Annotated in this window: 25 protein-coding genes; 15 read left to right on the top strand and 10 right to left on the bottom strand. The window is 60.4% G+C overall.

What is annotated here, in order from left to right:
• Positions 1–98 precede the first annotated feature (98 nt).
• Positions 99–2,294 (top strand): TonB-dependent receptor, encoded by a 2,196-nt coding sequence (locus ACG9DO_RS02300; protein ID WP_394730113.1) that lies wholly within the window; start codon positions 99–101, stop codon positions 2,292–2,294.
• A 65-nt stretch (positions 2,295–2,359) separates the two neighbouring features.
• Here ACG9DO_RS02300 and ACG9DO_RS02295 read toward each other — a convergent pair whose 3' ends face one another.
• The 3 genes from ACG9DO_RS02295 to dcd all read right to left on the bottom strand — a co-directional run bounded on the left by ACG9DO_RS02295 (position 2,360) and on the right by dcd (position 6,961).
• Positions 2,360–3,541, bottom strand: coding sequence for a saccharopine dehydrogenase family protein (locus ACG9DO_RS02295; RefSeq protein ID WP_394730112.1), 1,182 nt, complete (start codon positions 3,539–3,541; stop codon positions 2,360–2,362).
• Between the two features lie 190 nt (positions 3,542–3,731).
• Complete coding sequence (locus tag ACG9DO_RS02290) at positions 3,732–6,167, bottom strand: TonB-dependent receptor (RefSeq protein WP_394730111.1); 2,436 nt, start codon at positions 6,165–6,167, stop codon at positions 3,732–3,734.
• A 239-nt stretch (positions 6,168–6,406) separates the two neighbouring features.
• Positions 6,407–6,961, bottom strand: a complete 555-nt coding sequence (gene dcd, locus ACG9DO_RS02285; protein WP_394730110.1) for a dCTP deaminase — start codon at positions 6,959–6,961, stop codon at positions 6,407–6,409.
• 198 nt (positions 6,962–7,159) lie between these two features.
• Between dcd and ACG9DO_RS02280 the strand changes: the two genes are divergently transcribed.
• The 5 genes from ACG9DO_RS02280 to ACG9DO_RS02260 are packed head-to-tail and all read left to right on the top strand — an operon-like array spanning position 7,160 to position 10,442.
• Positions 7,160–8,371 (top strand): methyltransferase domain-containing protein, encoded by a 1,212-nt coding sequence (locus ACG9DO_RS02280; protein WP_394730109.1) that lies wholly within the window; start codon positions 7,160–7,162, stop codon positions 8,369–8,371.
• Positions 8,368–8,733, top strand: a complete 366-nt coding sequence (locus tag ACG9DO_RS02275) for a hypothetical protein (protein WP_394730108.1) — start codon at positions 8,368–8,370, stop codon at positions 8,731–8,733. Before ACG9DO_RS02280 ends, ACG9DO_RS02275 begins: the two co-directional genes overlap by 4 nt.
• 27 nt (positions 8,734–8,760) lie before the next feature.
• Entirely contained in the window at positions 8,761–9,453 is a 693-nt protein-coding gene (locus tag ACG9DO_RS02270; protein WP_394730107.1) for a hypothetical protein, read from the top strand.
• 22 nt (positions 9,454–9,475) lie between these two features.
• A complete protein-coding gene (locus tag ACG9DO_RS02265) occupies positions 9,476–10,123 on the top strand; it encodes a hypothetical protein (protein WP_394730106.1) in 648 nt (215 codons plus the stop codon).
• Between the two features lie 10 nt (positions 10,124–10,133).
• Positions 10,134–10,442 (top strand): DUF1330 domain-containing protein, encoded by a 309-nt coding sequence (locus ACG9DO_RS02260; protein ID WP_394730105.1) that lies wholly within the window; start codon positions 10,134–10,136, stop codon positions 10,440–10,442.
• A gap of 24 nt (positions 10,443–10,466) precedes the next feature.
• Here the strand turns inward: ACG9DO_RS02260 and ACG9DO_RS02255 are convergent, their stop codons facing one another.
• The 5 genes from ACG9DO_RS02255 to ACG9DO_RS02235 are packed head-to-tail and all read right to left on the bottom strand — an operon-like array spanning position 10,467 to position 15,977.
• A complete protein-coding gene (locus ACG9DO_RS02255; RefSeq protein ID WP_394730104.1) occupies positions 10,467–11,654 on the bottom strand; it encodes a CaiB/BaiF CoA transferase family protein in 1,188 nt (395 codons plus the stop codon).
• Positions 11,651–12,568 (bottom strand): hydroxymethylglutaryl-CoA lyase, encoded by a 918-nt coding sequence (locus tag ACG9DO_RS02250; protein WP_394730103.1) that lies wholly within the window; start codon positions 12,566–12,568, stop codon positions 11,651–11,653. Before ACG9DO_RS02250 ends, ACG9DO_RS02255 begins: the two co-directional genes overlap by 4 nt.
• Positions 12,565–13,173: a 3-isopropylmalate dehydratase small subunit gene (gene leuD, locus ACG9DO_RS02245; protein ID WP_394730102.1), complete on the bottom strand. Its 609-nt coding sequence runs from the start codon at positions 13,171–13,173 to the stop codon at positions 12,565–12,567. The genes ACG9DO_RS02250 and leuD overlap by 4 nt, the downstream gene beginning before the upstream one ends.
• Positions 13,170–14,561: a 3-isopropylmalate dehydratase large subunit gene (locus ACG9DO_RS02240; protein WP_394730101.1), complete on the bottom strand. Its 1,392-nt coding sequence runs from the start codon at positions 14,559–14,561 to the stop codon at positions 13,170–13,172. The genes leuD and ACG9DO_RS02240 overlap by 4 nt, the downstream gene beginning before the upstream one ends.
• Before the next feature lie 51 nt (positions 14,562–14,612).
• On the bottom strand, positions 14,613–15,977 hold the full coding sequence (locus ACG9DO_RS02235) for an alpha/beta fold hydrolase (protein WP_394730100.1): 1,365 nt from the start codon (positions 15,975–15,977) through the stop codon (positions 14,613–14,615).
• A gap of 140 nt (positions 15,978–16,117) precedes the next feature.
• Here ACG9DO_RS02235 and ACG9DO_RS02230 point away from each other — a divergent pair, with 140 nt between their 5' ends.
• The 9 genes from ACG9DO_RS02230 to ACG9DO_RS02190 are packed head-to-tail and all read left to right on the top strand — an operon-like array spanning position 16,118 to position 23,814.
• The gene (locus tag ACG9DO_RS02230) at positions 16,118–16,801 is read left to right on the top strand and encodes an isochorismatase family protein (RefSeq protein WP_394730099.1); all 684 of its coding nucleotides are present in this window, start codon (positions 16,118–16,120) and stop codon (positions 16,799–16,801) included.
• Positions 16,801–17,679 (top strand): polysaccharide deacetylase family protein, encoded by an 879-nt coding sequence (locus ACG9DO_RS02225; protein WP_394730098.1) that lies wholly within the window; start codon positions 16,801–16,803, stop codon positions 17,677–17,679. Before ACG9DO_RS02230 ends, ACG9DO_RS02225 begins: the two co-directional genes overlap by 1 nt.
• On the top strand, positions 17,676–18,605 hold the full coding sequence (locus ACG9DO_RS02220; RefSeq protein WP_394730097.1) for a polysaccharide deacetylase family protein: 930 nt from the start codon (positions 17,676–17,678) through the stop codon (positions 18,603–18,605). The genes ACG9DO_RS02225 and ACG9DO_RS02220 overlap by 4 nt, the downstream gene beginning before the upstream one ends.
• Positions 18,590–20,020, top strand: coding sequence for an aldehyde dehydrogenase family protein (locus ACG9DO_RS02215; RefSeq protein WP_394730096.1), 1,431 nt, complete (start codon positions 18,590–18,592; stop codon positions 20,018–20,020). The genes ACG9DO_RS02220 and ACG9DO_RS02215 overlap by 16 nt, the downstream gene beginning before the upstream one ends.
• Positions 20,021–20,033: 13 nt before the next feature.
• Complete coding sequence (locus ACG9DO_RS02210; protein ID WP_394730095.1) at positions 20,034–20,495, top strand: hypothetical protein; 462 nt, start codon at positions 20,034–20,036, stop codon at positions 20,493–20,495.
• Positions 20,450–21,346 carry a cupin domain-containing protein gene (locus ACG9DO_RS02205; protein WP_394730094.1) on the top strand — a complete coding sequence of 299 codons (897 nt, stop codon included), beginning with the start codon at positions 20,450–20,452 and terminating at the stop codon, positions 21,344–21,346. The genes ACG9DO_RS02210 and ACG9DO_RS02205 overlap by 46 nt, the downstream gene beginning before the upstream one ends.
• Positions 21,343–22,530 (top strand): methyltransferase domain-containing protein, encoded by a 1,188-nt coding sequence (locus tag ACG9DO_RS02200; protein WP_394730093.1) that lies wholly within the window; start codon positions 21,343–21,345, stop codon positions 22,528–22,530. The genes ACG9DO_RS02205 and ACG9DO_RS02200 overlap by 4 nt, the downstream gene beginning before the upstream one ends.
• Before the next feature lies 1 nt (position 22,531).
• Positions 22,532–22,783 (top strand): hypothetical protein, encoded by a 252-nt coding sequence (locus ACG9DO_RS02195; RefSeq protein WP_394730092.1) that lies wholly within the window; start codon positions 22,532–22,534, stop codon positions 22,781–22,783.
• A 5-nt stretch (positions 22,784–22,788) separates the two neighbouring features.
• Complete coding sequence (locus ACG9DO_RS02190) at positions 22,789–23,814, top strand: NAD(P)-dependent alcohol dehydrogenase (protein WP_394730091.1); 1,026 nt, start codon at positions 22,789–22,791, stop codon at positions 23,812–23,814.
• Positions 23,815–23,989: 175 nt separating this feature from the next.
• Here ACG9DO_RS02190 and ACG9DO_RS02185 read toward each other — a convergent pair whose 3' ends face one another.
• Together ACG9DO_RS02185 and ACG9DO_RS02180 are read right to left on the bottom strand one after the other, a co-directional pair.
• The gene (locus ACG9DO_RS02185) at positions 23,990–24,799 is read right to left on the bottom strand and encodes an alpha/beta fold hydrolase (RefSeq protein ID WP_394730090.1); all 810 of its coding nucleotides are present in this window, start codon (positions 24,797–24,799) and stop codon (positions 23,990–23,992) included.
• Positions 24,800–24,822: 23 nt separating this feature from the next.
• Positions 24,823–25,650: a DUF1838 family protein gene (locus tag ACG9DO_RS02180; protein ID WP_394730089.1), complete on the bottom strand. Its 828-nt coding sequence runs from the start codon at positions 25,648–25,650 to the stop codon at positions 24,823–24,825.
• Between the last annotated feature and the right edge of the window lie 32 nt (positions 25,651–25,682).

Genomic DNA, 25,682 nt, shown 5'->3' with positions numbered 1-25,682 from the left:
TTCCGCGCGGGTGCCTGACAATCGGATTTCAGTTGCCGATCGCTTTGACTGAAGTTTCCGGCTTGCAGTTCTGCATCGCACCGCTATATCGCCGCGATATGTTGTATCATAAAACCACCACTGCAGTGAGTCTCGCTCTCGCCGCCATCGCCCTTTCGCCTGTCCCTGCCGCATCGCAAGAGTCCGATCCGCCCTCGAGCCCGGAAGAAGCAGATGCTCCTGCCGATGAACGCGTGGATGACGACCTGCATGATCGCCGAGTCGATTATCAGGGTCAGATCATCGTCAGTGCGCAAGGCCTTGCACAGCTCGATCTGCTGGCGGGCACGGCCGTCTTTGAAGCCGCAGAAATCCAGCGCAGCCTTGATGGACAGATCGGCGAAGTGCTGGTCAAATTACCCGGCGTTTCCGCCACCGGATTTGCGCCCGGCGCCTCGCGCCCCGTCTTACGCGGCTTTCAGGGTGAGCGCGTGCGCGTTCTGGTCGATGGCTTGGGCACAGCCGACGTCTCTAATACCAGCGTCGACCATGCGACCACAATCGACCCGCTAACGGCAGAGCGGATCGAAGTGCTGCGCGGCCCGGCGGTCATGCTGTTCGGCAGTCAGGCGATTGGCGGCGCGGTCAACGTGATCGACAAGCGTATCCCGCGCCGGGTGCCGGATGAGCCAGTCCACCTCGATGGCTTGCTCGCATGGAACTCGGCTGCCGACATGCGCGAAGGTGCCTTGTCCGTAGACGTGCCTTTGGGCGAGCGGTTTGTAGTGCACGCCAATGGCAGCTATCGCGACACGAACGATCTGGAGATCGCCGGATTCCAGCTGTCGGAGGCGTTGCGCGAAGAACTGCTCGAAGAAGCGGATGAAGAAGAGGCCGAAGGCGAGCTGGAAGAAGCGGAAGAATTCCGCGAAGCCGCAGCACAGCGCGGCATCTTGCCGAACAGCGCCACCAAGACCTGGACCGCCAATGCCGGCGTCGCCTTCATTGATGGAGAGAACTCTCTTGGCGCATCGGTCGGCTGGTATGACACGCGCTATGGTGTGCCGGGCCGCCCCGGGATGGAACATGCTCACGGCGAAGAAGGCGAAGAAGGCGAAGAGGAAGAAGGCGAGGAAGAGGGCGAAGAGATCGTCTCGATCGACCTCGAGCAATTCCGCGCAGATTTACGCGGCCAACTCGATTTGGGCGACGGCTTCCTCGACAAACTGGTCGCTCGCATCGGGTACTCCGACTACACCCACACGGAATTCGAAGGCGACGAAGTCGGTACAGTGTTCGACGTTGAAAGCGTCGAAGCTCGCCTGGAGATCGCGCAAGCTGACAGCGGCTTTTCGCGCGGGTCCTTTGGCCTGCAATATCTCCACCGTGATTTCTTCGCCGTCGGTGAAGAAGCCTATGTCCCGCCGAACATCACCGACCAGTTCGCCATTTTCGCTCTGCAGGAATTCGGCAAGGGGCCGATCCAGCTTGAAGCAGCAGCGCGGCTTGAGCTGACCGATGTCGAATCGCAGACGCTCGGGCTGGAGCGCGACTTCGAGACTTTCTCTGCAGCAGCGGGCCTGATCTATGAAAGCGACGAGGCCCTGCGCGCCGGGGTCAATGTAAGCCGGGCAGAGCGCGCACCCAGCGCGGAAGAGCTCTTCTCCGACGGCCCGCATATCGCAACGCAAGCGTTTGAAGTCGGCGACCCAGCACTCGATGTCGAATCCGCATGGGGTGTCGAAGGCTTTGTCCGCGGGCGCCTTGGCAAGGCCGAGCTGAACTTTGCGATCTACCAGAACTGGTTCAGCAACTATATCTACCTCATCGATACAGGGCTTGAGGAAGACGGTCTGCCAGTGTTCCAGTACCTTCAGGACGACGCGAAATATTTCGGTCTCGAAGGTTCAGTGACCTATCCGCTTTACGATACGGGTTCCTTTACACTGCTAGCCGATGTGCGCGGAGACTACATCCGCGCAACGCTGGATGACGGCACTCCGGTCCCGCGCATTCCGCCGCTGAGCCTGCTCGGCGCGCTGGAAGCACAGACCTCTGCTTTTGATGCCCGCGCCGAGCTGCAGTGGTTTGCAAAGCAAGATCGGGTGTCTGACATCGAAACGCCCACCGACAGCTTTGCATTTGTCAACCTGTCGGTCGCCTGGCGTCCGTTCAAGAACAATGACGGCGTTACTGTGCTGGTTGGTGCGGACAACATCTTCGACGTGACCGGCCGCCGCCATGCGAGCTTCACCAAGGACTTCGTTCCGCTCGCAGGCCGTAATATCAAGGCAAGCGTCCGGTTCAGCTTCTAGGAGTTTTCGGCAGAGCGTCCCCGTGGTCTATCCCCCCGAACCAGCGGGGACGCTCCTCGCAGGCCCTAATTCTCCGCTGTGAAAGTCAGCTCGGCATGCTCCTGCAGCCGGTCAACCAGAGCTTCACCCAGGAACGAGCCCGGTGTGCCTATGCCGCCGGGCTTGTCGCATGACAACAAGGCGATGCCGGTCTCAGCCAGCATCCGGCTGGTCGAGCCGTAGCCCGGATCGTATTTGCCCTTGACGCTGTAATGGAGCGTCTCGCCATCTGGCAGGTCAGCGACGAAAAGCACATCGTAGTAGCCGTTTTCGCGCTGCTCTTTCGTGGGCCCCTCACCGGGTTTGGGTGGCTTCGCCCCAAACGGGTTCTTCATCATCTCAGCAACGGCATTGGCTGCCGCCTTGCCCGCATCGCCGGGGCTGGTCAGCATCATCTCGTCATAGACGAAATCGTCGCCATACGGATGGCCGAGCAGGAAATTGGTCCGGTGCACGTTCTTGGTGTTGATCGGCGCCATAACGAAGGGCGCGGCCCATTTGCCCAAGTCCTTTTCGTACGTCGGGATCATGCCCGAAGGCTGATCGGGGCCATTGAAGCCCGGCGTCAGGCCAAAGGAACTGCGCAGAATCTTGATGATCCTGGGGTTGGTCGCCGCCGCCTTCATCGTCGCCGTCAGGCTCGCGGCGGTACCGCCTGAGAATGTCCCCTTCATGGCGCGCACTCGCCCGCGAATGCGGGGCGAGGGCTTGCCGGTACGCTTGCGGGCTTCCTTCTGAGTCATCAAGACGCCGAGATCGAAGGGGATCGAATCAAACCCGGACGAGAAGCAAATGCGCGCGCCGCTCTCCTTGGCGGCATCTTCGTGCTTGTCGATCTGTTCGCGCATCCAGGCGGGCTCGCCGCACAAGTCGGCGTAATCCGTGCCGGTCTTCACGCAAGCCTCAACCAGAGCATCGCCGTAGAGCTGATATGGGCCGACTGTAGTGAGGACAACCTTGGTCCGGCGACACATCGCTTCGAGGCTGGCTGGATCGTCGGCATCAGCGACCACCAGAGGAGTCGAGGCTGGTGCGCCGATTTCGTCGCGCACGCTTTCGAGCTTGTCCAGACTGCGCCCTGCCATGGCCCATTTGGGGCCGTCAGCGCGGTCGCCATAGTGATTGCTCAGATATTCAGCGACCAGACGTCCGGTGTAGCCGGTTGCGCCATAGACAATGATGTCGAATTCGCGGGGTTCGTCAGCCATGAAGGTACTCTCCTTTGGCTGGTTCAATGCGCGCTGCGATTGGCAGAGTCAAAGACGTAACGGATCGCGCGGCTCCAAAAACTGCAGAACCGCGCATGCCAATCAGAATTCGGGTATCGGATCTTCGGTCGGAGTTGGCCCTGCGGGACGCGTACAGCCGATCACGGTGTCGCGCCCCGAACACTCCTCCTCAGAATTCGGCTATCAACCTTACACCAACCTCGCGCTTGCGGGGCAGAACGCCAAAGCCCTTGCGTCCGCCGAGAGTGGACGTGTCGCCTACCGAGGTTCCCCAGCTGAGGTCGTTGAAGATGTTGTTGCCATAAACCTCAAGCGCGAAGTTGTCGGTCAGGTTGACGCCTGCCCGCGCGTTGAACTTCCAGTAACCCGGGACCGAGGCCCAACCAAAATTGTCCGTGAAGAACCGGCCGGTGTAAGCACCGTCAACGCGGATAAAGGCGCCGGGTTCGTAATCCAGAATGTCACCCATATCGAGCTCGGCAGACAGGCTGCCGCTCCATTTCGGGTTCCAGCGCGGGCGGCCGCCGCTCGAATCGATCTGCACGCCGCCCGTGGCAAGTCCGGGGGCCAGCACTGCGTTGGCAAGCGAACCTGCGCCAGCGAAGTCCTGCAACTCGATGTCGTTGTAGTTGGCGGAGCCTGACAGCCTCAGCCATGTCGTCGGCGTCAGCACCGCTTCAATATCCACGCCCTTGATCTCTGAATCGCCAGCGAGGTTGAGCGGTGTGAAGTTGGAGCTGAGCTCAGCAAAAACCTGATTTTTCCAGTCCCAGTAATAGGCCGCAATCGAATAATAGAGCCAATCATCGACCTGGTGCTTCAAGCCGATTTCGTACGCTTCCAGTGTCTGGACCGGCGTGAAGAAGCCCACCGTATCTGCATTGAGCCCTGCGCCGGGCACAGCCACGGCGTAATTCTCAGCATTGGTCGACACACCTTGAATGTTGCTCTTTGACCAGCTCGCATAGAGGTTCATGTCTGTATTGGGCTGATAGGACAGGATCACGCGCGGCATGAATTTGCTGAATGACTGTTCTTCTCCCAGCACTGCCGGTGTTTCAGTCGGCAGGATTTCTGTCGGGCCATTGAATTCGATGACCTGCTTGTCCTTGTTCCAGCGACCTTCGAGTGAAAGTGTCAGCTGTTCGGTGATGTCGTAATCGACCGAACCGAAGATGCCGTAGTTCTCGCCATTCTCGAAATTGAGAACCTTGCGAGCCTGAAGTCCGGAGGATTCCAGCTTCTGGTCGTAATAGCTGAAGCCCAGCATATAGCGCAGCGGACCGGTTTGCTCTGATGTGTAACGCACTTCCGCAAAGCTATCGCGTGTCCAGCGGATAAAGCCGAACAACACCGTGTTGAGGCCCAGATTGCGGAATAGCGGGTCGCCGAAAAACGAATCCTGAATGTTGTAATTGCTGGCTTCGCCGCGCGACAGGATCGCGCTGATGGTTGCGTCATTGGCGAGCGTGTAATCAGCCGTCAGGTTTCCGCGCCACAGCCTGTACTTGCCGCCAAGACCGTCGGGCGCACGAAGGCCGCGACCTTCAAGCTCGACCGGCAATGTCGTGGCCAATGCCGGGGTGACCGCACCAAAGGTCAGAAAGTCAGGGCCGAATTGCCCCGCCAATGGAATGTCCGGCGCGACATCATCAAGATCAGGATAATCGCGGCAGAAAATCCGTAAGGTGGAATTCGACAGATCAGTGGAGAATGATCCGACGATCTCGCCGGTCGCAACGCGACGCAGGTCGCCCGAATAGGTCTGGTTGCAATCGCCCGGCGCGGTCGTTCCCTGCTGTGAGGCCTGGACGATCGTATCGTCTGACCAGACATAAAAGCCGTTGGCCTTGATCTTCAAGGCATCGTTGGGCCTGAACACGATCGATGCCATCAGCGCATCGGTGTTGATCTGGCCATAGGGGTCGCCATTGAGATATTCCCAATCACCGCCAACCCGCTCTGTCATCCCTGCAACGCGAATGCCGACTGTATCGCTCACTGGTCCGCCGACTGCGAAAGTCAGGTTGTGGCTGTCCTGGTGAGACGGCGAGTAGGATGCCATTGCCTTGCCGCTCCAGTCATCGCCTGGCTCAGCGGAAATGAAATTGACGGCTCCGGAAAATGTGTTCCGTCCGAAAAAGGCGTTCTGCGGCCCCTTGATGACTTCCACACGGCCGAGATCAAACAACGGCAGGATGGCATTGCCGTCAGACACATAGGCGCCGTCCCAAAACACCGCGCCGGTGCGCGATGCAGGGGTGTTGACCACAGCCTCGAGGCCTCGGAACCGGATCAGTGAGTTGACGCGGTCATTGTTATTGAAATCAAACCCGGGAGCGAATGACGAAAGATCCTGCAGGCTGTTCACGCCAAGCTTGTCGAGGTTCTCTTGCGAAAACGCGGTCACAGCTACCGGCACTTCCAGCAGAGTTTCGTCGCGCTTACGCGCGGTCACAATGATTTCGCCGCCATTGGCGGGTGCCGAAGTGGTGGCTTGCGGCTGCGTGTTCTCATCCTGAGCCATAACGGGCTGAGATGTCAGTGCGAGAATGCTCACAAGCGAGCAGGTTACGGCGAGGTTACGCTTGGTACTGGACAGCATTTTCCCCCCTTTGCAGACGAAAAACAAAGATTTGGTGCGTTCATCGCTCCCTTGGGCTGACCGGCAATTTTCGTCGATCAACCCGTCGATTGTCTGCTGACCGGCCTCATTACATCAGGCGCTGGAGGGCCGCGCAAATAACTCTCTCGTGCTCGACAGGTGAGAATTAACACTGTCACGCACGCGAACATTGGCGCACCAGCGCCACCAGACCGCCACCAAAGGGATATTTCGCCGCTCTAAAGGCGGGGCAAAGTCACGCCGCGCTGGCCCATATATTTGCCCGCACGGTCCCTGTAACTTGTCTCGCAGCGCTCATTGCCCTTGAGGAACAGGAACTGGCACGCGCCTTCATTGGCGTAGATTTTTGCAGGCAGCGGCGTGGTGTTGGAAAACTCCAGTGTGACATGGCCTTCCCAGCCCGGCTCCAGCGGGGTGACATTCACGATGATCCCGCAGCGCGCATAGGTGCTTTTGCCAAGGCAGATCACCAGCACGTCTTCCGGCACACGGAAGTACTCGACCGTGCGTGCCAGCGCGAAGGAATTGGGCGGAATGACGCAGACATCGGTCTTGCGATCGACGAAGCTGTTGGCCGCGAAGTCCTTGGGATCGACCACTGCGCTGTCGACATTGGTGAAGATCTTGAACTCGTCCGCCACCCGCGCGTCATAGCCATAGGAGGACAGGCCGTAGCTGATCACGCCTTCACGCCGTTGAGCCTCCACGAATGGCTCGATCATGCCTTCGCCCGTCGCCTTGTCCCGAATCCACTTGTCTGAAAGAATCGCCATCCTCTTCAGATTGCTCAAGCGGGCCTTGCGGGCAAGGCAGCGAGGCACGTTTTCCGGAAGCAATTGATCGCGGCCCATGCGGCCGGCTCTTCCTTGCGGCAGATCACGGCGAGACAGAGGGATCGATTTTACGCATTGGCGCATTGACAAATTGGCCGCTCTGAGCGAATTTGTCCGGACAAATTATGGAAATATGTCATGACTGATCTGCCACCCCCTTATACTGCGCTGACCCGGCACCCGATGATGCCGCGTACGAGCCACGATGAAGCAGCACGATTCAACTTCCTGACTGCCTTCAACCGCTACCTTTCCGGAGCAATCGGAAAGGGGAATAAGCTCGCTTACGAGAAGCGTGTGCTGCCGGCATTCGTGGCCAAGCACGGGCGCGAGCCCAAGCACCGCTACGAGATTCGCGATGCGATGAACGAGGATCCGTGGCACCGTACCTGGTCTGCGCTCAAGCGCAATTCGATGGAGATGCGCCAGCACAACGGACGCCAGATCGTGCTGCGGCAGCTGGACGAACTCGACGCGCAGGCGCGTCAGTTCAATGAGCATTCCGGCCAGCTTGAGCTCGATCCTGCGATTGAGCAGCCTTATTATCAGACGGCGGTCGATATTCACTGCCAACCGGGCGGCTATCATGGTGGTGAGCGCCCCGGTGATGTGACCGTGGGCGCAAATTACGATGTGGGCCTGTTCGCAACGACCGGCGGTGCGCTGGGCGGACTGAACGATGGCGGCGGGCAGGCAATCGTCGAATGGATCAAGCAAGAGCGGCCTGATTGGCAGCCGCGCCGCATCCTCGATATTGGCTGCACGATCGGTCACAACGCTGTGCCGCTGGCGCAGGCTTTTCCCCACGCAGAGGTGATCGCGATCGACACCGCAGCGTCCTCTCTGCGCTATGGCGCGGCGCGCGCGGCCGGGCTGGGTGTGAAGAACATCACATTCGTGCAGGCGTCGGGCGAAGACCTGTCGCGCTGGGAGGATGGGTATTTCGACTGGGTGCAAACGACCATGTTCCTGCATGAGCTTTCCGCCCGGGCGATGCCGCGTATTATGAGCGAAGCGCACCGGGTGCTCGCGCCGGGCGGGCTCATCTTCCATATCGAACAGCCCGAATATTCGGACGAGATGCCGCTTTTCGAACAGTTCATGCGGGACTGGGATGCGTTCAACAATAACGAGCCATTCTGGAGCGCGATGCACGCGCTCGACATGAAACAGGTGATGGCAGATGCCGGCTTCGCCAAGGACACGCAATTCACGGTTGGCGTGCGCGCAGTGGCCGACCCGGACATCTTCCCCCCTTCGCCTGACGAGGAAACCGAAGACTATGGCCGGGCGGCGATCTGGAACGCCTATGGTGCCTGGAAACCCCTTGAACAGGCAGAGGCAGCATGAGCGAAGACACCCCTTTCGACTGGATCGAAGCATCGGGCAGGCGCGCCAAGGGCAAGCGTCCCGAATACTTTGCTGACCCTGCACTCGACCGGCTTTATTCGACTGTTTTCGCACTCGCCGCTGAGGTTTCTGCTTTGCGTGAACGCCAGGACACCGTCGAACGTCTGCTGGAGGAGAAAGGTACGATCCGGCGCGAGGATATCGAAAGCTATGCGCCAGACCGCAAGGCTGGCGAAGAGCGCGGCCTTGCGACCCGCGCTTACATCAGCCGGATCATGCGCGGCTTTCAGCAGGAAGTCGAAGCGCTGGAGGCGGAAGACCCGCCGATCATGGATATTGTTGAACGTCTCTCGCGCGAGTAGCACTCGTCGAATTCGGAGGGAGGGCCGATGGAATTTCTCGACATGCACGAGCTCAGCATTCTGCGCTGGGTTCACATTCTTGCGATGGTCTACTGGCTGGGCGGCGAATGGGGCGTGTTCCAGACCAGCTATCATGTGACCAATCCCGCGCTCAGTCTTGAAGAGCGCAAGCGGCACATGGAAACCGCCTATCGGATCGACATTCTCGCGCGCACCGGCATTGTGCTGCTGCTCCCACTGGGACTGCACATGGGCAAGATCTATGGCTTCGTTCCGCTGCTGGAAGGCGCAGGGATCTGGTGGATGTGGCTCTTCTTCGCGGTGTGGCTGGGGATGACCTGGACTGCCTTCTTCAAGCGCGAGACGGATATCGGGATCACAGTCACGCGCACGGAAGAACTGCTGCGTTATCCTCTGATTCTCGCACTGTTCCTGTTCGCTTTCATGGCATTCGGAGGCAGCGGCCCGATTGATGTGAGCGCGGGCAATCACTGGTACCCGGCGAAGATGGCGCTGTACGCGTTTGCACTGTGCATCGGCCTGTTCCTGAGGCTGGTGATGCGGCGTTGGACGACTCGCTTTCGTGTGCTTGCAGCTGGGCCAAACGCGGCAGAGGAAGCTGCCCTAAACCGCGAGATCGGCTATGCCCGCATCGCTGCCTATATCTACTGGATCACCATCGCCTCGGTCTGCTTCCTAGGCGCCGTAAAACCGTTCTAGTGGAGCTTCGGACCATCAACTGGTGAGCTACACGATACTCCTTGTCGCGCATATCGCAGTGCTCGGCTACTGGCTGGGGTCAGACCTTTGCATCAACAGCGAGTATCGCTTCATCACGCATCGGCCTGACATTGATTTCGCCGCGCGCGATGCGATGACCGACCACTTGATGGATGTCGACCAGCACGTGCGTTATGCGCTGATCCTGCAATTGACGCTGGGCGCGATGCTCGCCAGTCACCTGGCCTACCTGCCGCCGCAGTGGTTTTGGGCCATGCCGGTTGTAGGAGCAGCATGGATTGCGCTCGTCGAGGTGGCCCACCGCCAGCGGAGGTCCGCCACTGGCGAACGTCTGGCACAAATTGATCGCTGGGTGCGCTATGCCATCGCACTCGCCTTGCTTCTCGCCGCATTCGGAGCGTTTGATACCATGCCGCTCTGGCTGCGCATAAAGCTCGGGCTGTTCGCGGCCCTCATCGGCTGCGGAGTGATCATTCGGTTCTTCCTCATGCGGCACTTCCGTATCTGGGCAGAGATGCGTGAGCAGGGGCCCGGCCCGGAACGCGAAACGATCATCCGCACAACCTATCGCCAAGCCACGATGGTGCTGCTGGCCCTTTGGACTTGCGTCGCTGCGATGGTCCTGTTGGCAATATTCAAACCCATTTAAGGAGCGCGTTATGCCCGCCTATATGATTGTCACCGCCGCTATCCATGAGCGCGAGAAATTCATCTCCGGATATGGCGCGGCTGCAGCTGAATTGATCGGCCAGTTCGGCGGCGAATATCTGCTGCGCGGGCCGGGTGCGGAATGCCTCGAAGGGGATTTGGGCGATGGCGCGAGCATGGTAATATCCAAATGGCCGGACCGCGATGCAGCCAAGGCCTTCTGGAACAGTCCGGAATATGCCGAAGCGAAGAAACTGCGCGAAGGGCTTGCCGATGTACAGGTGCTGTTGATCGATGGACCCGACCTTACTGCCAGTTGAAGCAGGGGACGATCGCCTCCGATCTTAGCTGCTCTCTCCAACAGCGCCACTTTGCTTGAGCGCAGCGACCTTGTCCGCATCATAGCCCAGAGCGCTCAGCACAGCTTCCGCATCTTGCCCCGGTGTCGGCAGTTTCTGCGGCGATCCGATCCGCTTGCCGCTCATCTCCAGCGGGACGGTCGGCAGGCGCACCGGCGTGCCATTGTCGAGCGTGACGTCCTCCAGCCCGCCGGTCGCGAGATGCGGATCGTCGAACATGTCCTGCGGCTTGCCGATCGGCGCGAAAGGCAGCCCGGTTCCGTCGAGCTTGGCGATCACTTCTTCAGCGGTGAACTGACCGATGAGCTCGCGGATCTGCGGCATGATCTGATCGCGCGCTTTCACGCGGGAATTGTTCTCTCGCAGAGACTCATCCGCCCACAACTCGTCCAGCCCGAACAGCTTGCAGAATTTCTCCCACAGGGCATCGGTGACGACGCCGATGAAGACCGGATCGGTTTTCGTCTCGAACACGTCATAGATTGCCCAGGCGGAAACGCGCGCGGGCATCGGCGCAGCAGGCGTGCCGGTCACGGCGTATTGCGCCATGTGCTGCCCGACGAGGTAGATGGTGGTTTCGAACAGGCTCGCGACGACTTTCTGCCCCTTGCCGGTGCGGTGGCGTTCTTCCAGCGCGGCGAGCACACCGATCACCCCGAACATGCCGCCGGTGACGTCGATCACGCTCGCGCCCGCGCGCAAGGGCTTGCCTGGAGGGCCGGTCATATAGGCGAGCCCGCCCATCATCTGCGCGACTTCGTCCAGCGCGGTGCGGTTCTCGTATGGGCCGGGCAAGAAGCCTTTTTCGCTGCAATAGATGAGCCGCGGATTGGTCTGCGACAGCGCTTCATAGGAAAGCCCGAGCCGGTCGAGCGCGCCGGGCCGGAAATTCTCGACAAGAATGTCTGCGCCCGCGATCAGATCCTTCGCAACCGCTATCCCGTCCTCGCTCTTGAGGTCCAGGCAGATCGATTGCTTGCCGCGATTATACATCGGGAAATAGCCTGCGCCGGAGCCGAGCAGCCGCCGCGTGCGGTCCCCGCCAATCGGTTCGATCCGTACGATCTCCGCGCCGAGCCCTGCCAGAATATGGCCCACGGTCGGACCCATCACCATGTGAGTGAACTCGACGCCCTTGATCCCGGCCAATGGGGTGGGTGCTGTTTCGCTCATGCGGCAATCCTGTTCTTGTAGTCGAGCATTGGCCCCGCATCAGGCGTGAAGCCGTAGAGCGGCTCGCCCGGCAAAGCCTCTTCGATGATGCTGCGCACTTCCAGAAGCTTCTCGAGATCAATCCCTGTCTTGAGGCCCATCGAATTCAGCATCAGCACGAGGTCCTCGGTGACGAGGTTTCCGCTTGCGCCGGGTGCGAAGGGGCAGCCGCCGAGCCCGCCCAGCGAAGCGTCGAAGGTGGTGATCCCTTCTTCCAGCCCGGCAACGACATTCGCAAGGCCGAGCCCGCGCGTGTTGTGCAAGTGGAGTGTCGTGAGCTTGTCACCAACCGCTGACTTGACCAGTTTGGTCAACCGGCGGACCTGCGCGGGGTCGGCATAGCCGGTAGTGTCGGACAGGCTGAATTCCTGCCCTCCAGCCTCAGCGGCTTTCTCTGCCAGCCTTGCGACTGCATTCGGATCGACCGCGCCTTCATATGTACAACCGAATGCGGTGGAGAGGCCGACCGCGAAGTGGATGCCATGCTCCTTTGCGATGGCTGCGGCTGCACGGATTTCCTCGACCATCGCTTCGTGGTCCTTGCGCACATTCTTGATCGAATGCGTCTCGCTCATCGAGAAAGGGATGCTCATCCCGTCGACGCCGGCATCGGCCGCGAATTGCGCGCCCTTGGCGTTGGGAACGAGGGTGACGACAGTCAGGCCATCGATGGTCTTGGCGTGCTTCACAAGTTCGGCGGTGTCCGCCATTTGCGGCAGCAGCTTGGGCGGCACGAAGCTGCCGACTTCGATCTCGCGCACGCCCGCTGCGGCTTCGGCGCTGATCCAGCGCTTCTTGGCGTCGAGCGGCATGACCCGTTCGATCGATTGCAGCCCGTCGCGCGGGCCCACTTCGGAAACGAGGATATCGGTCATGTGGCGGTCTCCAGATATACCCATGGGCGCTGTGCAGCGTCGGCGGAAAGCCACGCGTCAATTGCGTCGCCTTGAGTCATGGTGAGGTCAATTGCATCGAGCCCTTCGGCGAGCATTTGCTTGGCTTCGGGGTCGATGGTGAAGGGATAGGTCTTGTTATCACAGCGCACTTGCTGCGCGGCGAGGTCGATGGTGACGGATTTTCCAGCGCAGGCTTCGACCGCCTCGCGCGGCAAGGCCACCGGCAGCAGGAAATTGCGCAGGCAATTGTTCTGGAAGATCGGTGCAAAGCTCTCCGCGATGATCGCCTTGATGCCGTATTCCGCAAGCGCCCAGACGGCATGTTCGCGGCTCGATCCGCAGCCGAAGTTCTTTCCGCCTGTGATGATGGTTGCATTGGCGAACTCAGGCTGGTTGAGCGCGAAATCGGGGTTAGGTACGCGCGCATCCACGTTGGAATAGCGCCACGGTGCGAACATCCCGTCCGCCAGACCGTCCCGCCCGGTAGAGCGCATTTCGCGGCTCGGGATGATCGTGTCGGTATCGATATTGTCGACCATAATCGGCGCAGCAATTCCGGTAAGAGGTTGAGGGAAAGCGCTCATGCGGGCTCCTCCTCGTGGCTATTTAGCGCCGCATAATTGCGGTGGTCGGCAATCGCGCCTGCGATGGCGCTGGCTGCGACCGTTTCTGGCGAGGCGATATGCGTCTTGATACCCGGACCTTGTCGACCTTCGAAATTGCGGTTGGTGCTGGAGATAGTGCGGCTGCCTTCGGGAAATCCTTCCCCGCCCGCATAGAAGCACAGCGAGCAGCCAGACATCCGCCATTCGAACCCCGCATCGGTAAAGACCTTGTCTAGCCCTTCGGCCTCGGCCTGACGCTTCACGGAAAGCGAGCCGGGTACGACCATCGCTTTCTTGATCGAAGGCGCGATTTTCCGTCCCTTCAGGATCGCAGCTGCACGACGCAAATCGGAGATGCGGCTGTTGGTGCAGCTGCCGATAAACGCGACATCGATGGGCGTTCCAGCGAGAGGCGTGCCTTCCTCCAGCCCGATATAGCGATGCACTTTCTCCGGCCCTTGCGGCACGCTGCCCGTGACAGGGATCGTGTGCTCAGGGCTGGTGCCCCAGCTGACCATCGGCGCAAGGCTCGCGGCGTCAATTACGATCTCGGTGTCGAAATGCGCGCCAGCATCGCTCGTCAGCGTCTGCCAATAAGGATCGCTGAAATCAGCCGGCGCGTAAGGGCGTCCAGCAAGATATTCATAGGTCTTCGCATCGGGCGCGATCAGCCCGGTCATCGCGCTGAACTCGGTCGCCATGTTGCACAGCGTCATGCGCGCTTCCATGTCGAGCGCAGCGACCGCTTCGCCAGCAAACTCGACCACATGGCCTGCCCCGCCGCCTGCGCCATGCTCAGCGATCAGCGCGAGTACCATGTCCTTGGCCGTAACGCCTTGTGGCAGCTCGCCTTCATAGGTCACGCGCATCGTTCTGGGCTTGTCGAGCCTCAGTGTGCCGGTTGCCATTGCGTGTTCTGCTTCGGAGCTGCCGATCCCCCAGGCGAGCGCGCCGAATGCGCCTTGGGTGCAGGTGTGGCTGTCAGGCGCAACCAGCGTCACACCCGGCAAGACGATCCCCTGCTCCGGGCTGATAACATGGACGATGCCTTGGTTTTTGTCATTCACATCGAACAGCGTGATGCCCGCCGCTTTCGTCGCTGCGCGCGTTTCCGTGATGAAGCCTTCGCCTCCTTGCATCAAAGTGCCATCGCCTCTGCCCGGCCGAGTATCAACAATGTGATCCATGACGGCAAAGACCCGCGCCGGGTCGTGCACTGTGCGGCCCATCTCGGCCATCCGCTTGAGCGCAGCCGCGCCCGTGCGCTCGTGCAGGAACACCCGGTCGATCGCGATCAGCGCTGCACCCGATGGCGTTTCCGCCACCAGATGCGTTTGCCAGATCTTTTCGAACAGCGTGCGTGTCATGGTCTCAGCGCTTATGTGGTCGCTTCTTCGCGCGCAGCAAAGGGGTCAATCTTATCCGACAGGTGGAACCTTCGCGGCGAGCACATCATGCCAGTGCCGTGCAGCGTGGCCTGCTCGCAGCCTTGCGAGGAAGCGCGCATGGATCGCTGCAGGGACAATCGCGGCTTGATCGACCGGGATCGCGTGGTCGCGGTTCGCTTCGTACCAAGGCGTGAAGAAAGCCTCTTCGCGCGCCGCGGCCCAGGCCCGGTGCAAGTGGGTGCCGAAACGGTCGGGGGTCAGGTCAGGATAAAGCAAGTCGGGATCACCGGTAGGCGAAGAAGGCCATTCAATTCCGCTTGCGCCAAGCGCTTCAGCAGCCGCCTCGACTGCAGCTTGCATGTCAGAGAAATCGCTTGAATAGCCATGCCCCGGCGCATCGATGCAGAGTTCGCCCGAGGCTGGCTCTCCCATCTGCGCAGCGGGAGCATGGAGGACCAACTTCGCACCGCGCTCGCCCTTCCAGTGGATCAGGCCATCGCCCACCGGTATCCATCCCTCGTTCTCGTCTTGCGGCAGCTCGCCCGCATCACCGCCCGGCGAATGCTCCCGCAGGAACGCAAGGCTCACATCGTGATGCTCTTCTGGCGTTGTGACCTTGTAGGCGTCCCAGCCCGTGGGCATCTCTCCGAGACGGTCGATGTGCGGTTGCAGCGGATCGCCATCATAAGCCGTGATGAGACAAGGCGGCACCTTGTTGTCACTCGGCGGAATGTCACGCGGGGCGCGCAAGACCGCGCCATAGCCCGCGCGGTAGGCATCGCCCGCTTCAAGGAAATCATCGACCCAGCCTTGCGCAACGGCGGTATCGGCATGGGCGTTGGGAAGCCTTGCGGCATCGACCGTGTGAAACCAGGGAAAGAACCAGCTTTGTTCAAGCACGCGGTGCCACAGCCAGGCGAGATGCTCGCCATAGGGGGCTGGGTGAAACTCAGGCAGGTATTTCTCGCCGAAGATCGCCATTTCTTGCTGAGTCCAGACCGCATAGCCACCCATCGCAATCGCGCGGAATCGTGATGGATTCCGCTTCAAGGCGGTCATCAGGATGATCGCGCCTGAATGGAAGCCATAGGCGAGTGTCGGAGCGATGCCGAGCGCTTCGATAAATTCGCTCACCGCATCGGCAAAGGCGTTGATGTCCGGCAATGCGCCATCCTGAAGCGGCAAGGGATCGCTTTGGCCAAAACCCGGCGAATCCGGCGCAATGCAGGTAAAGTGCTTGCTCCACTTTTCCATCAACGGTTCGTATTCTGCAGAAGAGCGCGGGCTCTGATGCACCATCAGCAGCACCGGGCCCTTGCCGCAGCGCCTGTAATGCACTTTGCGCGGGGGGCTTCCATCCGCCTTGCGAACAGTCAGGATATGGCGCGTGATCACTGGTGCAGCCTCCTCAAAAACAGAGATAGCCGTGGACAAGTTGTCCGGACAAATTTATGGCATAAGCCTCTAGGCTGCTTTCCTGTGTCCGTCAAAGCGGAATCGGCAAGCGCGAGGGGTCTGCCAGGCAAGGAGAGATCATGAGCGAGATTGTTGGCACAAAAATGGTCGAGGATGGCAAGACCGCGCGCCAGATCTTTGAAGAGGTGATGGCCAATCCATCACGCAAGAAGTTCGGCTTTGGCGAAAAGCTGGCGATTGTGAATGTCGACCCGCAGCAAGCCTATACTCGGCTCGACATGTTCAAGACTTCCTACGAGACCGATCCACGCCAGATCGAATATATCAACACGATCAGTCGGCTCGCGCGGGAAAAAGGCATGCCGGTGATCTGGAGCCGGGTTGCTTACATGGAGGATGGAAGCGATTGCGGCGTGTGGGGCACGCGCACGGACACTGAAGACAGCTTGCAGAACATCAAATACGGCTCGCCGAGGCACGAGTTTGATCCGCGCTGCGAGATTGATCCGGGCGATCTCACTTACACCAAGCGCATGCCGAGCGCGTTCTTCGAAACGCAGCTGGCGAGCTATCTGACCTTTCACAAGGTCGATACCGTCGTCGTCACCGGCGGTTCGACCAGCGGCTGCGTGCGCGCGACTGCGGTTGATGCACTCAGCCACGGTTATCGCACCATCGTCCCAATCGAAACCTGCGCGGACAAGCATGAGAGCTTCCACTTCGCGAACCTCACCGATCTCCTCATCAAATATGCCGATGTCGAGCCGGTGCAGACCGTAATCGACTGGCTGGAGGCGCGCTGATGCAAGAGGGCCAAGCTGACCCCGGTCTTTACGACTATCACCCCTATAACAACCGCAAGAAGATCGTCTGGCCCGAAGGCAAGACCTGTGCGGTATGGGTTGCGCCCAATCTCGAATATTACGAGATCGACCCGCCTGCGAACCCGCACCGCAAGCCGTGGGGAAGGCCGCACCCGGACGTCGTCGGCTATTCCTATCGCGACCATTCCAACCGCGTGAGCCATTGGCGCATGGCGGATGTAATGGACCGCCATGGCTTCCCCGGCAGCGTGAGCCTGTCGGTCGCGCTGTGCGATCACCACCCTGAAGTTGTCGCCGATGGGGCAGCTCGCGGGTGGGAGTTCTTCAGCCACGGTATTTACAACACGCGCTATTCCTATGGCATGTCCGAAGAGCAGGAGCGCGCGTGGATCGAGGATTCGCTGGAGACGGTTGAGAAAGCCGCGGGCCAGCGCATTCGCGGCTGGCTCGCCCCGGCTTTGACGCATACGCCGCGCACGCTTGATCTGATTGCGGAATACGGGCTCGACTACACTTGCGATCTCTATCACGACGACCAGGTCCAGCATGTGAAGACCAAGAGCGGCAATCTCGCTTCGATCCCCTACAGCCTGGAAGTCAACGACCATTACGGCTTCAACGTCTACGGCATGGCGGGGCGCGAATATGCCGAAAGCCTGATCAAGCAGTTCGAGCGGCTCGCGGCGGAAGGCGAGAACTCAGGCACGGTGATGTGCATCCCGCTGCACGCCTATCTGATCGGGCAGCCGCACCGGATCGGCCCGTTCGAAGAGGCGCTGCGTCACATTGCTGCGGACCCGCGCTGCTGGAAAGCGCGCGCAGGGGAGATCGTCGATAGCTGGAGGGCGCAGCAATGAGTCTTCCTCCGGAATACACGCAGTACCCCAAGCGCGGTGAAGGCTATGACCACGACTATTACACCTGGTCAAGCATTCACACGCGTCCGCAGGTGCGCTGGCCCGATGATCGGTCCGTAGCGATCTTCCTGTCGGTGAATCTCGAATTCTTTCCGATCACGCCGTCGGACGAGCCCTTCCGAGCGCCGGGGCACATGGTCACGCCTTACCCGGATTACCGTCACTACACAGTGCGCGATTACGGCAACCGGGTGGCGGCGTTCCGTATGCTCGATGCCTTTGCCAAGACGGGCGTCACCGCGAGTTTTGCGGTCAATGCTGCGGTGGCAGAACGCTATCCCGAACTGATCGGCGCGGTGAAGTCTGGCGGGCACGAGATTGTCGCACATTCGACCGACATGAACGGCACGATCGCCTCCAGCATGAGCGAGGAAGCCGAACGCGAACTGATCGCCGATGCCTTGTCACGGCTCGAAGCGGCGACAGGCCAAAAGGCCAAAGGCTGGCATTCAATCGCTCGTTCGCAGAGCTGGCGGACGCTCGATATCCTGAAGGAGCACGGCCTCAGCTGGTGTGCGGACTGGGTGAATGACGAGCTGCCCTATCGCTTTTCGAACGGCATGGTTGCAGTACCTTCAAGTGTCGATCTGTCGGATCGCCAGATCGTCGCGGTGCAGCAGCATTCCGCCGAAGCCTGGGCGCAGATGATGCGCGATGCGTTCGACTGGCTCGCCGATGAGGCGGCGTCACAATCCTCCGCCCGCGTGCTGCCGATGCAGCTGACGCCATACATCATGGGGCAACCCTTCCGCATTGCCGCACTCGAAGACCTGCTCGCTGATCTCGCAAAACGGGAACAGAGCTGGTTTGCGAGTGGTTCCGAGATTGTGGCGGCATGGGAGTCTCAACAGTGCCAAGAACAATAAGCGCACACAATCCTCGCACGGGTGAAGAAGACTACGAATTCGCAGTCAGCACGCGCGAGGAAATTGCGGCAGAGGCGGAAAAGCTGCGTGCTGCACAACCCGCCTGGGAAGCAATGGGACCGGAAGGCCGCGCGGCTGTGATGATGCGCTTTGCCGATGCGCTCGAAGCGGCCGCACCCGCGATCGCGGCAGCGCTAGCTATCGATACGGGCCGGCAGACGGTCGCCTGGCTCGAAGTCAATGGCTGCGTCGGCAATATCCGTGGTTGGGCGGCAAAAGCGCCTGCGCTGTTTGCTTCCCTGCCGAGCGAGGTGGAACCATCCTTCACTCCCGGTGTGGAGATCGTGCCTGCCTACAGCGCCTATCCACTGTTCGGGGCGATTTGCCCATGGAACTTCCCGGTCATCCTTAGCCATATTGACGCGGTGCCTGCCCTTATGGCGGGCTGCGCAGCGCTGGTGAAGCCATCCGAAATCACACCGCGTTTCGTCGAACCCATGCGCGAAGTCTTGGCGCAAGTGCCAGAGCTTCCGCTTGCATACATCATGGGCGGGCCCGAGGTCGGTCAGGCACTGATCGAGGAAGTCGATTATATCTGCTTCACCGGCTCGACCGCGACGGGTCGCAAGGTAGCCGAAGCCGCCGCGCGCCAGCTGATTCCGGCCAATCTGGAGCTTGGCGGCAAGGATCCGATGATCATCACGGCCAGTGCTGATCCGGAATGGGCGGCAGGTGTTGCCTTGCGCTCCAGCATCGTTGCAACAGGGCAGGCATGCCAGTCGATCGAGCGCATTTACGTGGCGCGAGAGATTGCCGATGCATTCCTTGCCAAGCTGGTCGAGGGCGCGGAAGCGGTTGAGCTGACCTATCCCGATCCAGCGCAAGGCCATCTCGGCCCGTTCATCTTCCCGCCTCAAGGCGCGAAAGTGCAAGCGCATATCGACGAGGCAAAGGGCAAAGGCGCGCGTGTACTGACCGGCGGACTGATCGAAGAGCTGGGGGGCGGCACATACCTGCGCCCCACGATCCTGACCGACGTGACGCCGGACATGGCGGTGATGCGCGAGGAGACTTTTGGCCCGGTCCTGCCGGTGACGGTCTTTGATGATATCGAAGATGCCATCGCTCAGGCGAATGACACCGAATACGGTCTTTCCGCAGCAGTACTCGCCGCTTCGCTGGAAGAAGCCGCGAGCATCGGCGCACGGCTGGACGCGGGTGCGATCAGCCTGCAGGATGGCGCGATGACCAGCATGGTCGGCGATGCCGCAAACGAGTCGCGCAAATCCTCCGGTCTTGGTCCAAGCCGAATGGGTAACACAGGGCTGCTTCGCTTCTTGCGCCGCCAGTCGCTGATCCGCCAGACCGGTCAGGCGCTAACCATTGATGCTTATGCCGAAGGGGCAAGAGGATAGGAGATAAGCGATCATGAGCAACCGCGCCGCGCTTCAGTCTGTCATGCCCGCCATGCTGCTGCATGAAGGCTGGTGGGACGGATGGTATCGCCATTATGATGCCGATGGCACGCAAGTCGACGCGCACAAGGTCAAGACGCATTGCGAGTTTCCGGACTCCGGCGAATGGCACTACATCCAGCACAACTGGCTCAGCTGGGATGACGGGCGCGAGGCGGTCTATGAATTCGGCGGCAAGCTCGACGGGCGACGGCTTTTGTGGGAGACAGACCGGTTCAAGGGTTATGGCTGGCAGACCGCCGAAGATACGCTGATGCTGAAGCTCGACCGGCTCGACGTGCCGGGGGCGTACTATATTGAGATGATCAACATCGCACCCGATGGGCAGAGCCGCGCGCGAACCTGGCAGTGGTTCAAGGATGGCCGCCCATGGAAACGCACGCTATGCGACGAATGGAGGATCGACGGACCATGATCGCAGCCGCTCTCATGATTATCGCGCAGGCCAGCGGGCCCGTTGCAGTTCAAGCCATGCCCGATCCCGAACCGGTCCGCTATGCCGATCCACCCGACCTGGTGCTCGGGCTCGATGCGGACGAGATAGAAGCCGTTCCCTATTTCAACGGGCTGCTGTTGCGCACTGCGCTTCGCAATAGCAGTGACGGCTCCTATGCGGCAAAGGTAACGTTCCTCGCAGACGAGAAGATGGGCTCAGGGCCCATCGGCCGCGACTATCACATCTATGTGTTAGAAGGCGAAATGCGCTTTGGCGAAGTGACTCTGGGACAAGGCGATTTGGCCTATCTGCCGCAAGGCACCGATGTCGGCGGCCTCTCCGGCACTGTCGGCACGACCTATCTCATGTTCGGCAGGGCAAAGCGCAAAGAGCCGGTCGCAGCCGGCGAAGCGGTGTTTGTGCGGGCTGCCGATGTGGAATGGCGCAAGGGCACGGTCGCGGCTGCGGGCGGGGCCGATGCGGAATTGCTGATCAAGCCGCTCTGGACCGATGCTGAAACCGGCGCGCGCGTCCATCTGGTCAAGATCGCGCCGGGCGTCACCGTACCATGGGAAATTCATCCCAGCGCGGAGGAAGGCTATCTGCTGGAAGGCGATTACAAGCTCGCTGAATGCCTGCCTTCGGGACGCCGAGACTACAGCTATAACGAAGGCGGGTATTTCTACCGCCCCGGCGGTGTAATGCATTCCGGGCCGGACTCGTTCACCTCGACTGGAGCCACCTGGCTCATTCGCACACCGGCGGAATTGACCGCCCTGTTCTATCCGAGCTGCCCTGCGGCTCCAGCTCTAGAGGAGACCCAACCATGACCGTTGAACTCCAGCACCCGATGAAGCCTGAGGCGACACCTGAAGAGGTTGCGCGCGGACGCTTCACCTCGGGCATTCGCAGCCTGATCCTGAACGATCTCGCGGGCGATATGCGTTCGGCTTACGAGCGGCGCGCGGCCCCGGCTTTCAAGAAGGAGCATGGCCGCGATCCAGAAACCAGCCGCGAAGCGCATCAGGCGCTGCGTGGTGACCCGGCCTTCAACATCTATTCCGCGATGCGGGTGCACGCGCAGAAGATGGTCTGGGCGAGCGTCGCCGACAGTGTCGAGCGTGAAGCGGAACGGCTTGCGTCAGAAGCGCAGGCGGTTGCGGACCTTGGCGGCGAGTTGAAGCTCAACCCTGACTTGGAAGTGCCCAAGAACGTCCATGCGATCGACGTCCATTTGATGCCGGGCAGCTATACGCGCGGGGAAGACAGCCTCGAGGCAGGCGCGGTTTACGACCGCGGCCTTGCGGTATTCTCGATGGGGCTGATGGGCGCGAACCTCGATGATATCGGCCTCTCGATGAGCCAGTATATCAAGCAGCGCTATCCCGAGTTTGATCCCAAGCGCATCCTCGATACCGGCTGCACCATCGGCCACAACACGCTGCCGTGGAAGCAGGCCTACCCGGATGCCGAAGTCATCGCGATTGACGCGGCTCCCGGCCCGCTCGCCTATGGTTCAGCACGCGCGAAGATGCAGGGGCAGGACGTCACCTTCATGCAGATGTGCGCGGACGATCTCGCGTTCGAGGATGAAAGCTTCGACGTCGTGTGGTCCAGCATGTTCCTGCACGAACTCTCGAAGAAGCAGCGCGCGAAATGCTTTGAAGAGGCTTACCGCGTGCTCAAGCCCGGTGGGCTCGTCGTCCACATGGAGCTGCCGCCCAATGACCAGATGGGCGCGTTCGACGGCTTCTATCTCGACTGGGACAGCTATTACAATAACGAGCCTTATTACAAAGGCTTCCGTGATGAGACGCCCAGGAATCTGACCAGCGCGGCCGGCTTTGCCGAGGACGACTATTTCGATTTCGTCGTCCCTTCGATCGGCATTTACGGCGAGGATGCGGTGCGCGAAGCGGCGCGCGGCGACCGCGCCGAAGCGGTCGGGCAGGAAACCACCGGGCGTCTTGCAGAAGGCGTGATGTGGTTCGGCTTTGGCGCGTGGAAGAAGTAAGATGAGCAACGAATTCTTGAGGCCCGAGGATGCACCGCCATCGCTCTATGATGATCAGGGCAACCCGCGATTTTTCTCCGATCCGGGCATGGACCGCTTTGTCGCGGTGGTGATGAACCTCGCGCAGGAGGTGTGGGTGCAGGAAGAGCGCCTGCTCGCGCTTGAAGAAGAGAAAAGCGGCCAGAGCGTCGACCGGGAGGCGAAGGTCAAAGAATTCATCGACCGGGTGTTCGCGCCGGTAAGAGAGGCTTGAGCAACATGAAGGCATGGCAGATTGGCGCGCGCAGCGGTATCGACGGATTGCAGATGGGCGAGATGGCGGAGCCTGTGGCTGGCACAGGCGAAATTCTCGTCCGGGTAACAGCAGCCGGGCTGAACTATCGCGACCTGATGGTGCTGCGCGGCGAGTATGGGACGGACTTGCCTTCAACCCGCGTGCCGCTGTCCGATGGTGTGGGCGTGGTGGAAGCCGTGGGCGAGGGCGTAACCGATCTCGCAGTAGGTGACCGCGTGGTCGCGCCGCATTTCGTCACCTGGCTTGAGCCAGAGGGCTACGGCTTTCAGGTCTTTGGGCAGGATCTGGGCGTCACCGCCGATGGCTGGCTGCGCGAGAAGCTGATGCTGCCTGCCAGCGCTGCGATCAAGCTGCCGGACAGAGTCTCGGACGAAACCGCAGCGACGCTCGCCGTGGTCGGCGGGACAGTGTGGCACGCGATGGTCGCGTTCGGAGGCGCCGCTCCGGGCAAGCTCGTCCTCGCGCAAGGGACCGGCGGCGTGTCGATGTTTGCGCTGCAACTGGCGAAGGCGCTGGGCGCGGACTTCGCGATTACCTCCTCAAGCGATGAGAAGCTCGCCAAGGCGCGCGATATGGGTGCGGACTACACAATCAACTACCGCGAGCGGCCCGATTGGGCTGCCGCTCTGCTGGAGGCAACCGGCGGGCGCGGCGCGGACGTAGTGGTCGATACGCTCGGCTTCCCGGCCTTGGGTCAGACCGTGGCGGCGACCGGCGTCAACGGGCGGATCGGGACATTGGGCGCGCTGTCAGGCAGCCCGCAGGACACCGCGAGCGCGAGCCAGGGCGAGATCATCGGCAAGAACATCACGATCAAGGGGATCGCGAGCGGCTCGCGCTCGATGCTGGCCGAGGCGATCGATGTGATTGCGGCGAACGGCATCGCGATGACAGTGGACAGGGAATTCGCGTTCGAGGATGCGCCTGCGGCTTACCGCCACCTCGAAAGCGCCGCGCATATGGGCAAGGTGCTGCTGCGGGTGGGTTAGGGTCCGCTAACGACCCAATTGCGGACAATTCGCTTGCGACATCAGGAGGCACTATGATCCCTGTAAGAGCTGCCTCATTGTGGGATGATCTTTCTGTACAAAACCATTGCGGAAAAGATCGGACCGAAAGAGGTCAGTCGCATGATTGGCTTGAGCTCCAATTCTGCCGCCGCGGCTAAAACCTGGCTCTTTGCAGCAAGAAATCCCGCAAGATCGCATTGAATTTCTCAGGCTGTTCCATCATCAGGAAATGACCCGTATCCGGCAGGCGCGTTTCATTCCAATTCGGGATGAAATCCCGCGTATCAAAATCAGGATCTTGCCGCGAATCGCTCGCCCACACTGTAAGTGCAGGGGCCTCGATAACCTGTGTGGATTGATTATCGGGTGAAGCCATCGCGTTGAACGCTCCCTGAGCAGTCGTCGCAGGCGCCGCCATCATCATCGCGCGGATATCACGCCGAAGGGCTTCGGAAGTCCCTTCCGCGAACATGCCTTCGATCAGTGCAGCGCGAGTTGCACGTGTTACGGGTTCGGTAGGCGGGTCAATCTTGGTCCATCCACGCTGCTCGAGATGGCCATCCACCGCCACAAGCCCGGCAACGTGATCCGGATATTTGAGCGCATAGGCACGAATGACTGCGGCGCCCATAGAGTGACCAACCAGCACGATCTTGTTTGCGGAAAGTTCCGATCTTACTGCTTCCACCGCATCGGCAAACAGTTCCATGGAATAGTCTTCAACAGACGCAGGCTCCTGACTCGCACCGTGCCCCGGCAAGTCGATAGTCACCACTCTGTAATCATCGATGAAGGCTGGCGTTTGCTCCCTCCACGATCGACTGTCGCAGGTCCACCCATGGACAAAGATGATTGTTTGACCTTGACCCTGCACTGTCGAGTGGACCGCAAGGTCCTTCACCGATCCAGCCAGTGCGGCACCATGAAACATAGCGGCGAGAAAAAGTGCGAAGAGAGCTTTCATCAACCGTCCCATTTGCGGTGTCGCTAGCCCCGTGTTGCAAGCTTTGACAAGGCGCCTGCTGGATCGTCAAGAATATCAGGATCGTGCTGCATCACCAATTGCCGAATATCGTGCGGCAATTCTGCTGGACTAAATATCTTTCGGCCTCGTCCGTTTGAGGTTGTATGGCCGGACACCTGGTCCATTTTCATCCAAGGGCGCCAGCTGGAAATAGCGGTGTAACTATACTCTGCTGGGATGTTTGGCGACTGCGTGCTGAATATATCTTCAGCTAGCGCCTCGTAGATCATCCACTCCCTATAAAAGACAGCCGGCTTTGAACTTCCGCTGGTATAAGCGCGCCCATACTCATTCGTCCTGACCAGCAGCTTCTCTCGAGAGACCCAGGGCGTTTCTACGCTTCGTTGCAGTCTGACCCGCGATGGTGGCGCAAAGTCGGCAGATGCCTCACCCGGGTTACCCGGAGTGACAGTTTCCCATTCATCGAGTTGATTGGCGAAGCGGACGGTCAGCGGTCCAGTGCGATACTTCGGAACCGCTACAGGTTCGCTTTGCCCCGGGAACTGAAAGCTCTCGATCTGCTTCCCGGTCTTGCGATCCACATAATATGCGACCTCAAGGATTTGGGCCTCAAAGAGAGAGCCTACAGGAACATAGCGTGCCACCACGAAAGCTTTAAGGTCGCAAAAAGGCACGATATCGCCATCAACCACGATCTCGCGAACTGCGTCCAGATAGCTCATGGTCAATGCACCATCGGCACTTCCGCGCATCCGCATGACAGTGCTAAGAGGATCAAGCGTAGTCACGCGACTGGAGTGGTTCGAGGCACGCAGACCGGTTGTTGCCATGCCTCCAAGAGCGAGCATTCCGCCAGCTCCAG

The organism is Altererythrobacter sp. GH1-8, from assembly GCF_043702085.1.
GTDB lineage: Bacteria > Pseudomonadota > Alphaproteobacteria > Sphingomonadales > Sphingomonadaceae > Erythrobacter.
Note: the sequence above shows the minus strand (reverse complement) of the source record. Positions and strands in the feature narration are given on the sequence as shown.

What these genes read in the sequence shown, in the direction of transcription:
- ACG9DO_RS02290 (WP_394730111.1), bottom strand. Translation starts at nt 6,167, where the DNA reads ATGCTGTCCAGTACCAAGCGTAACCTCGCCGTAACCTGCTCGCTTGTG.
- ACG9DO_RS02190 (WP_394730091.1), top strand. Translation starts at nt 22,789, where the DNA reads ATGAAGGCATGGCAGATTGGCGCGCGCAGCGGTATCGACGGATTGCAG.
- ACG9DO_RS02195 (WP_394730092.1), top strand. Translation starts at nt 22,532, where the DNA reads ATGAGCAACGAATTCTTGAGGCCCGAGGATGCACCGCCATCGCTCTAT.
- ACG9DO_RS02250 (WP_394730103.1), bottom strand. Translation starts at nt 12,568, where the DNA reads ATGACCGATATCCTCGTTTCCGAAGTGGGCCCGCGCGACGGGCTGCAA.
- ACG9DO_RS02225 (WP_394730098.1), top strand. Translation starts at nt 16,801, where the DNA reads ATGCAAGAGGGCCAAGCTGACCCCGGTCTTTACGACTATCACCCCTAT.
- ACG9DO_RS02275 (WP_394730108.1), top strand. Translation starts at nt 8,368, where the DNA reads ATGAGCGAAGACACCCCTTTCGACTGGATCGAAGCATCGGGCAGGCGC.
- leuD (WP_394730102.1), bottom strand. Translation starts at nt 13,173, where the DNA reads ATGAGCGCTTTCCCTCAACCTCTTACCGGAATTGCTGCGCCGATTATG.
- ACG9DO_RS02180 (WP_394730089.1), bottom strand. Translation starts at nt 25,650, where the DNA reads ATGGCAACAACCGGTCTGCGTGCCTCGAACCACTCCAGTCGCGTGACT.
- ACG9DO_RS02280 (WP_394730109.1), top strand. Translation starts at nt 7,160, where the DNA reads ATGACTGATCTGCCACCCCCTTATACTGCGCTGACCCGGCACCCGATG.
- ACG9DO_RS02230 (WP_394730099.1), top strand. Translation starts at nt 16,118, where the DNA reads ATGAGCGAGATTGTTGGCACAAAAATGGTCGAGGATGGCAAGACCGCG.
- dcd (WP_394730110.1), bottom strand. Translation starts at nt 6,961, where the DNA reads ATGGCGATTCTTTCAGACAAGTGGATTCGGGACAAGGCGACGGGCGAA.
- ACG9DO_RS02260 (WP_394730105.1), top strand. Translation starts at nt 10,134, where the DNA reads ATGCCCGCCTATATGATTGTCACCGCCGCTATCCATGAGCGCGAGAAA.
- ACG9DO_RS02205 (WP_394730094.1), top strand. Translation starts at nt 20,450, where the DNA reads ATGGAAACGCACGCTATGCGACGAATGGAGGATCGACGGACCATGATC.
- ACG9DO_RS02300 (WP_394730113.1), top strand. Translation starts at nt 99, where the DNA reads ATGTTGTATCATAAAACCACCACTGCAGTGAGTCTCGCTCTCGCCGCC.
- ACG9DO_RS02255 (WP_394730104.1), bottom strand. Translation starts at nt 11,654, where the DNA reads ATGAGCGAAACAGCACCCACCCCATTGGCCGGGATCAAGGGCGTCGAG.
- ACG9DO_RS02270 (WP_394730107.1), top strand. Translation starts at nt 8,761, where the DNA reads ATGGAATTTCTCGACATGCACGAGCTCAGCATTCTGCGCTGGGTTCAC.
- ACG9DO_RS02200 (WP_394730093.1), top strand. Translation starts at nt 21,343, where the DNA reads ATGACCGTTGAACTCCAGCACCCGATGAAGCCTGAGGCGACACCTGAA.
- ACG9DO_RS02240 (WP_394730101.1), bottom strand. Translation starts at nt 14,561, where the DNA reads ATGACACGCACGCTGTTCGAAAAGATCTGGCAAACGCATCTGGTGGCG.
- ACG9DO_RS02210 (WP_394730095.1), top strand. Translation starts at nt 20,034, where the DNA reads ATGAGCAACCGCGCCGCGCTTCAGTCTGTCATGCCCGCCATGCTGCTG.
- ACG9DO_RS02185 (WP_394730090.1), bottom strand. Translation starts at nt 24,799, where the DNA reads ATGAAAGCTCTCTTCGCACTTTTTCTCGCCGCTATGTTTCATGGTGCC.
- ACG9DO_RS02295 (WP_394730112.1), bottom strand. Translation starts at nt 3,541, where the DNA reads ATGGCTGACGAACCCCGCGAATTCGACATCATTGTCTATGGCGCAACC.
- ACG9DO_RS02220 (WP_394730097.1), top strand. Translation starts at nt 17,676, where the DNA reads ATGAGTCTTCCTCCGGAATACACGCAGTACCCCAAGCGCGGTGAAGGC.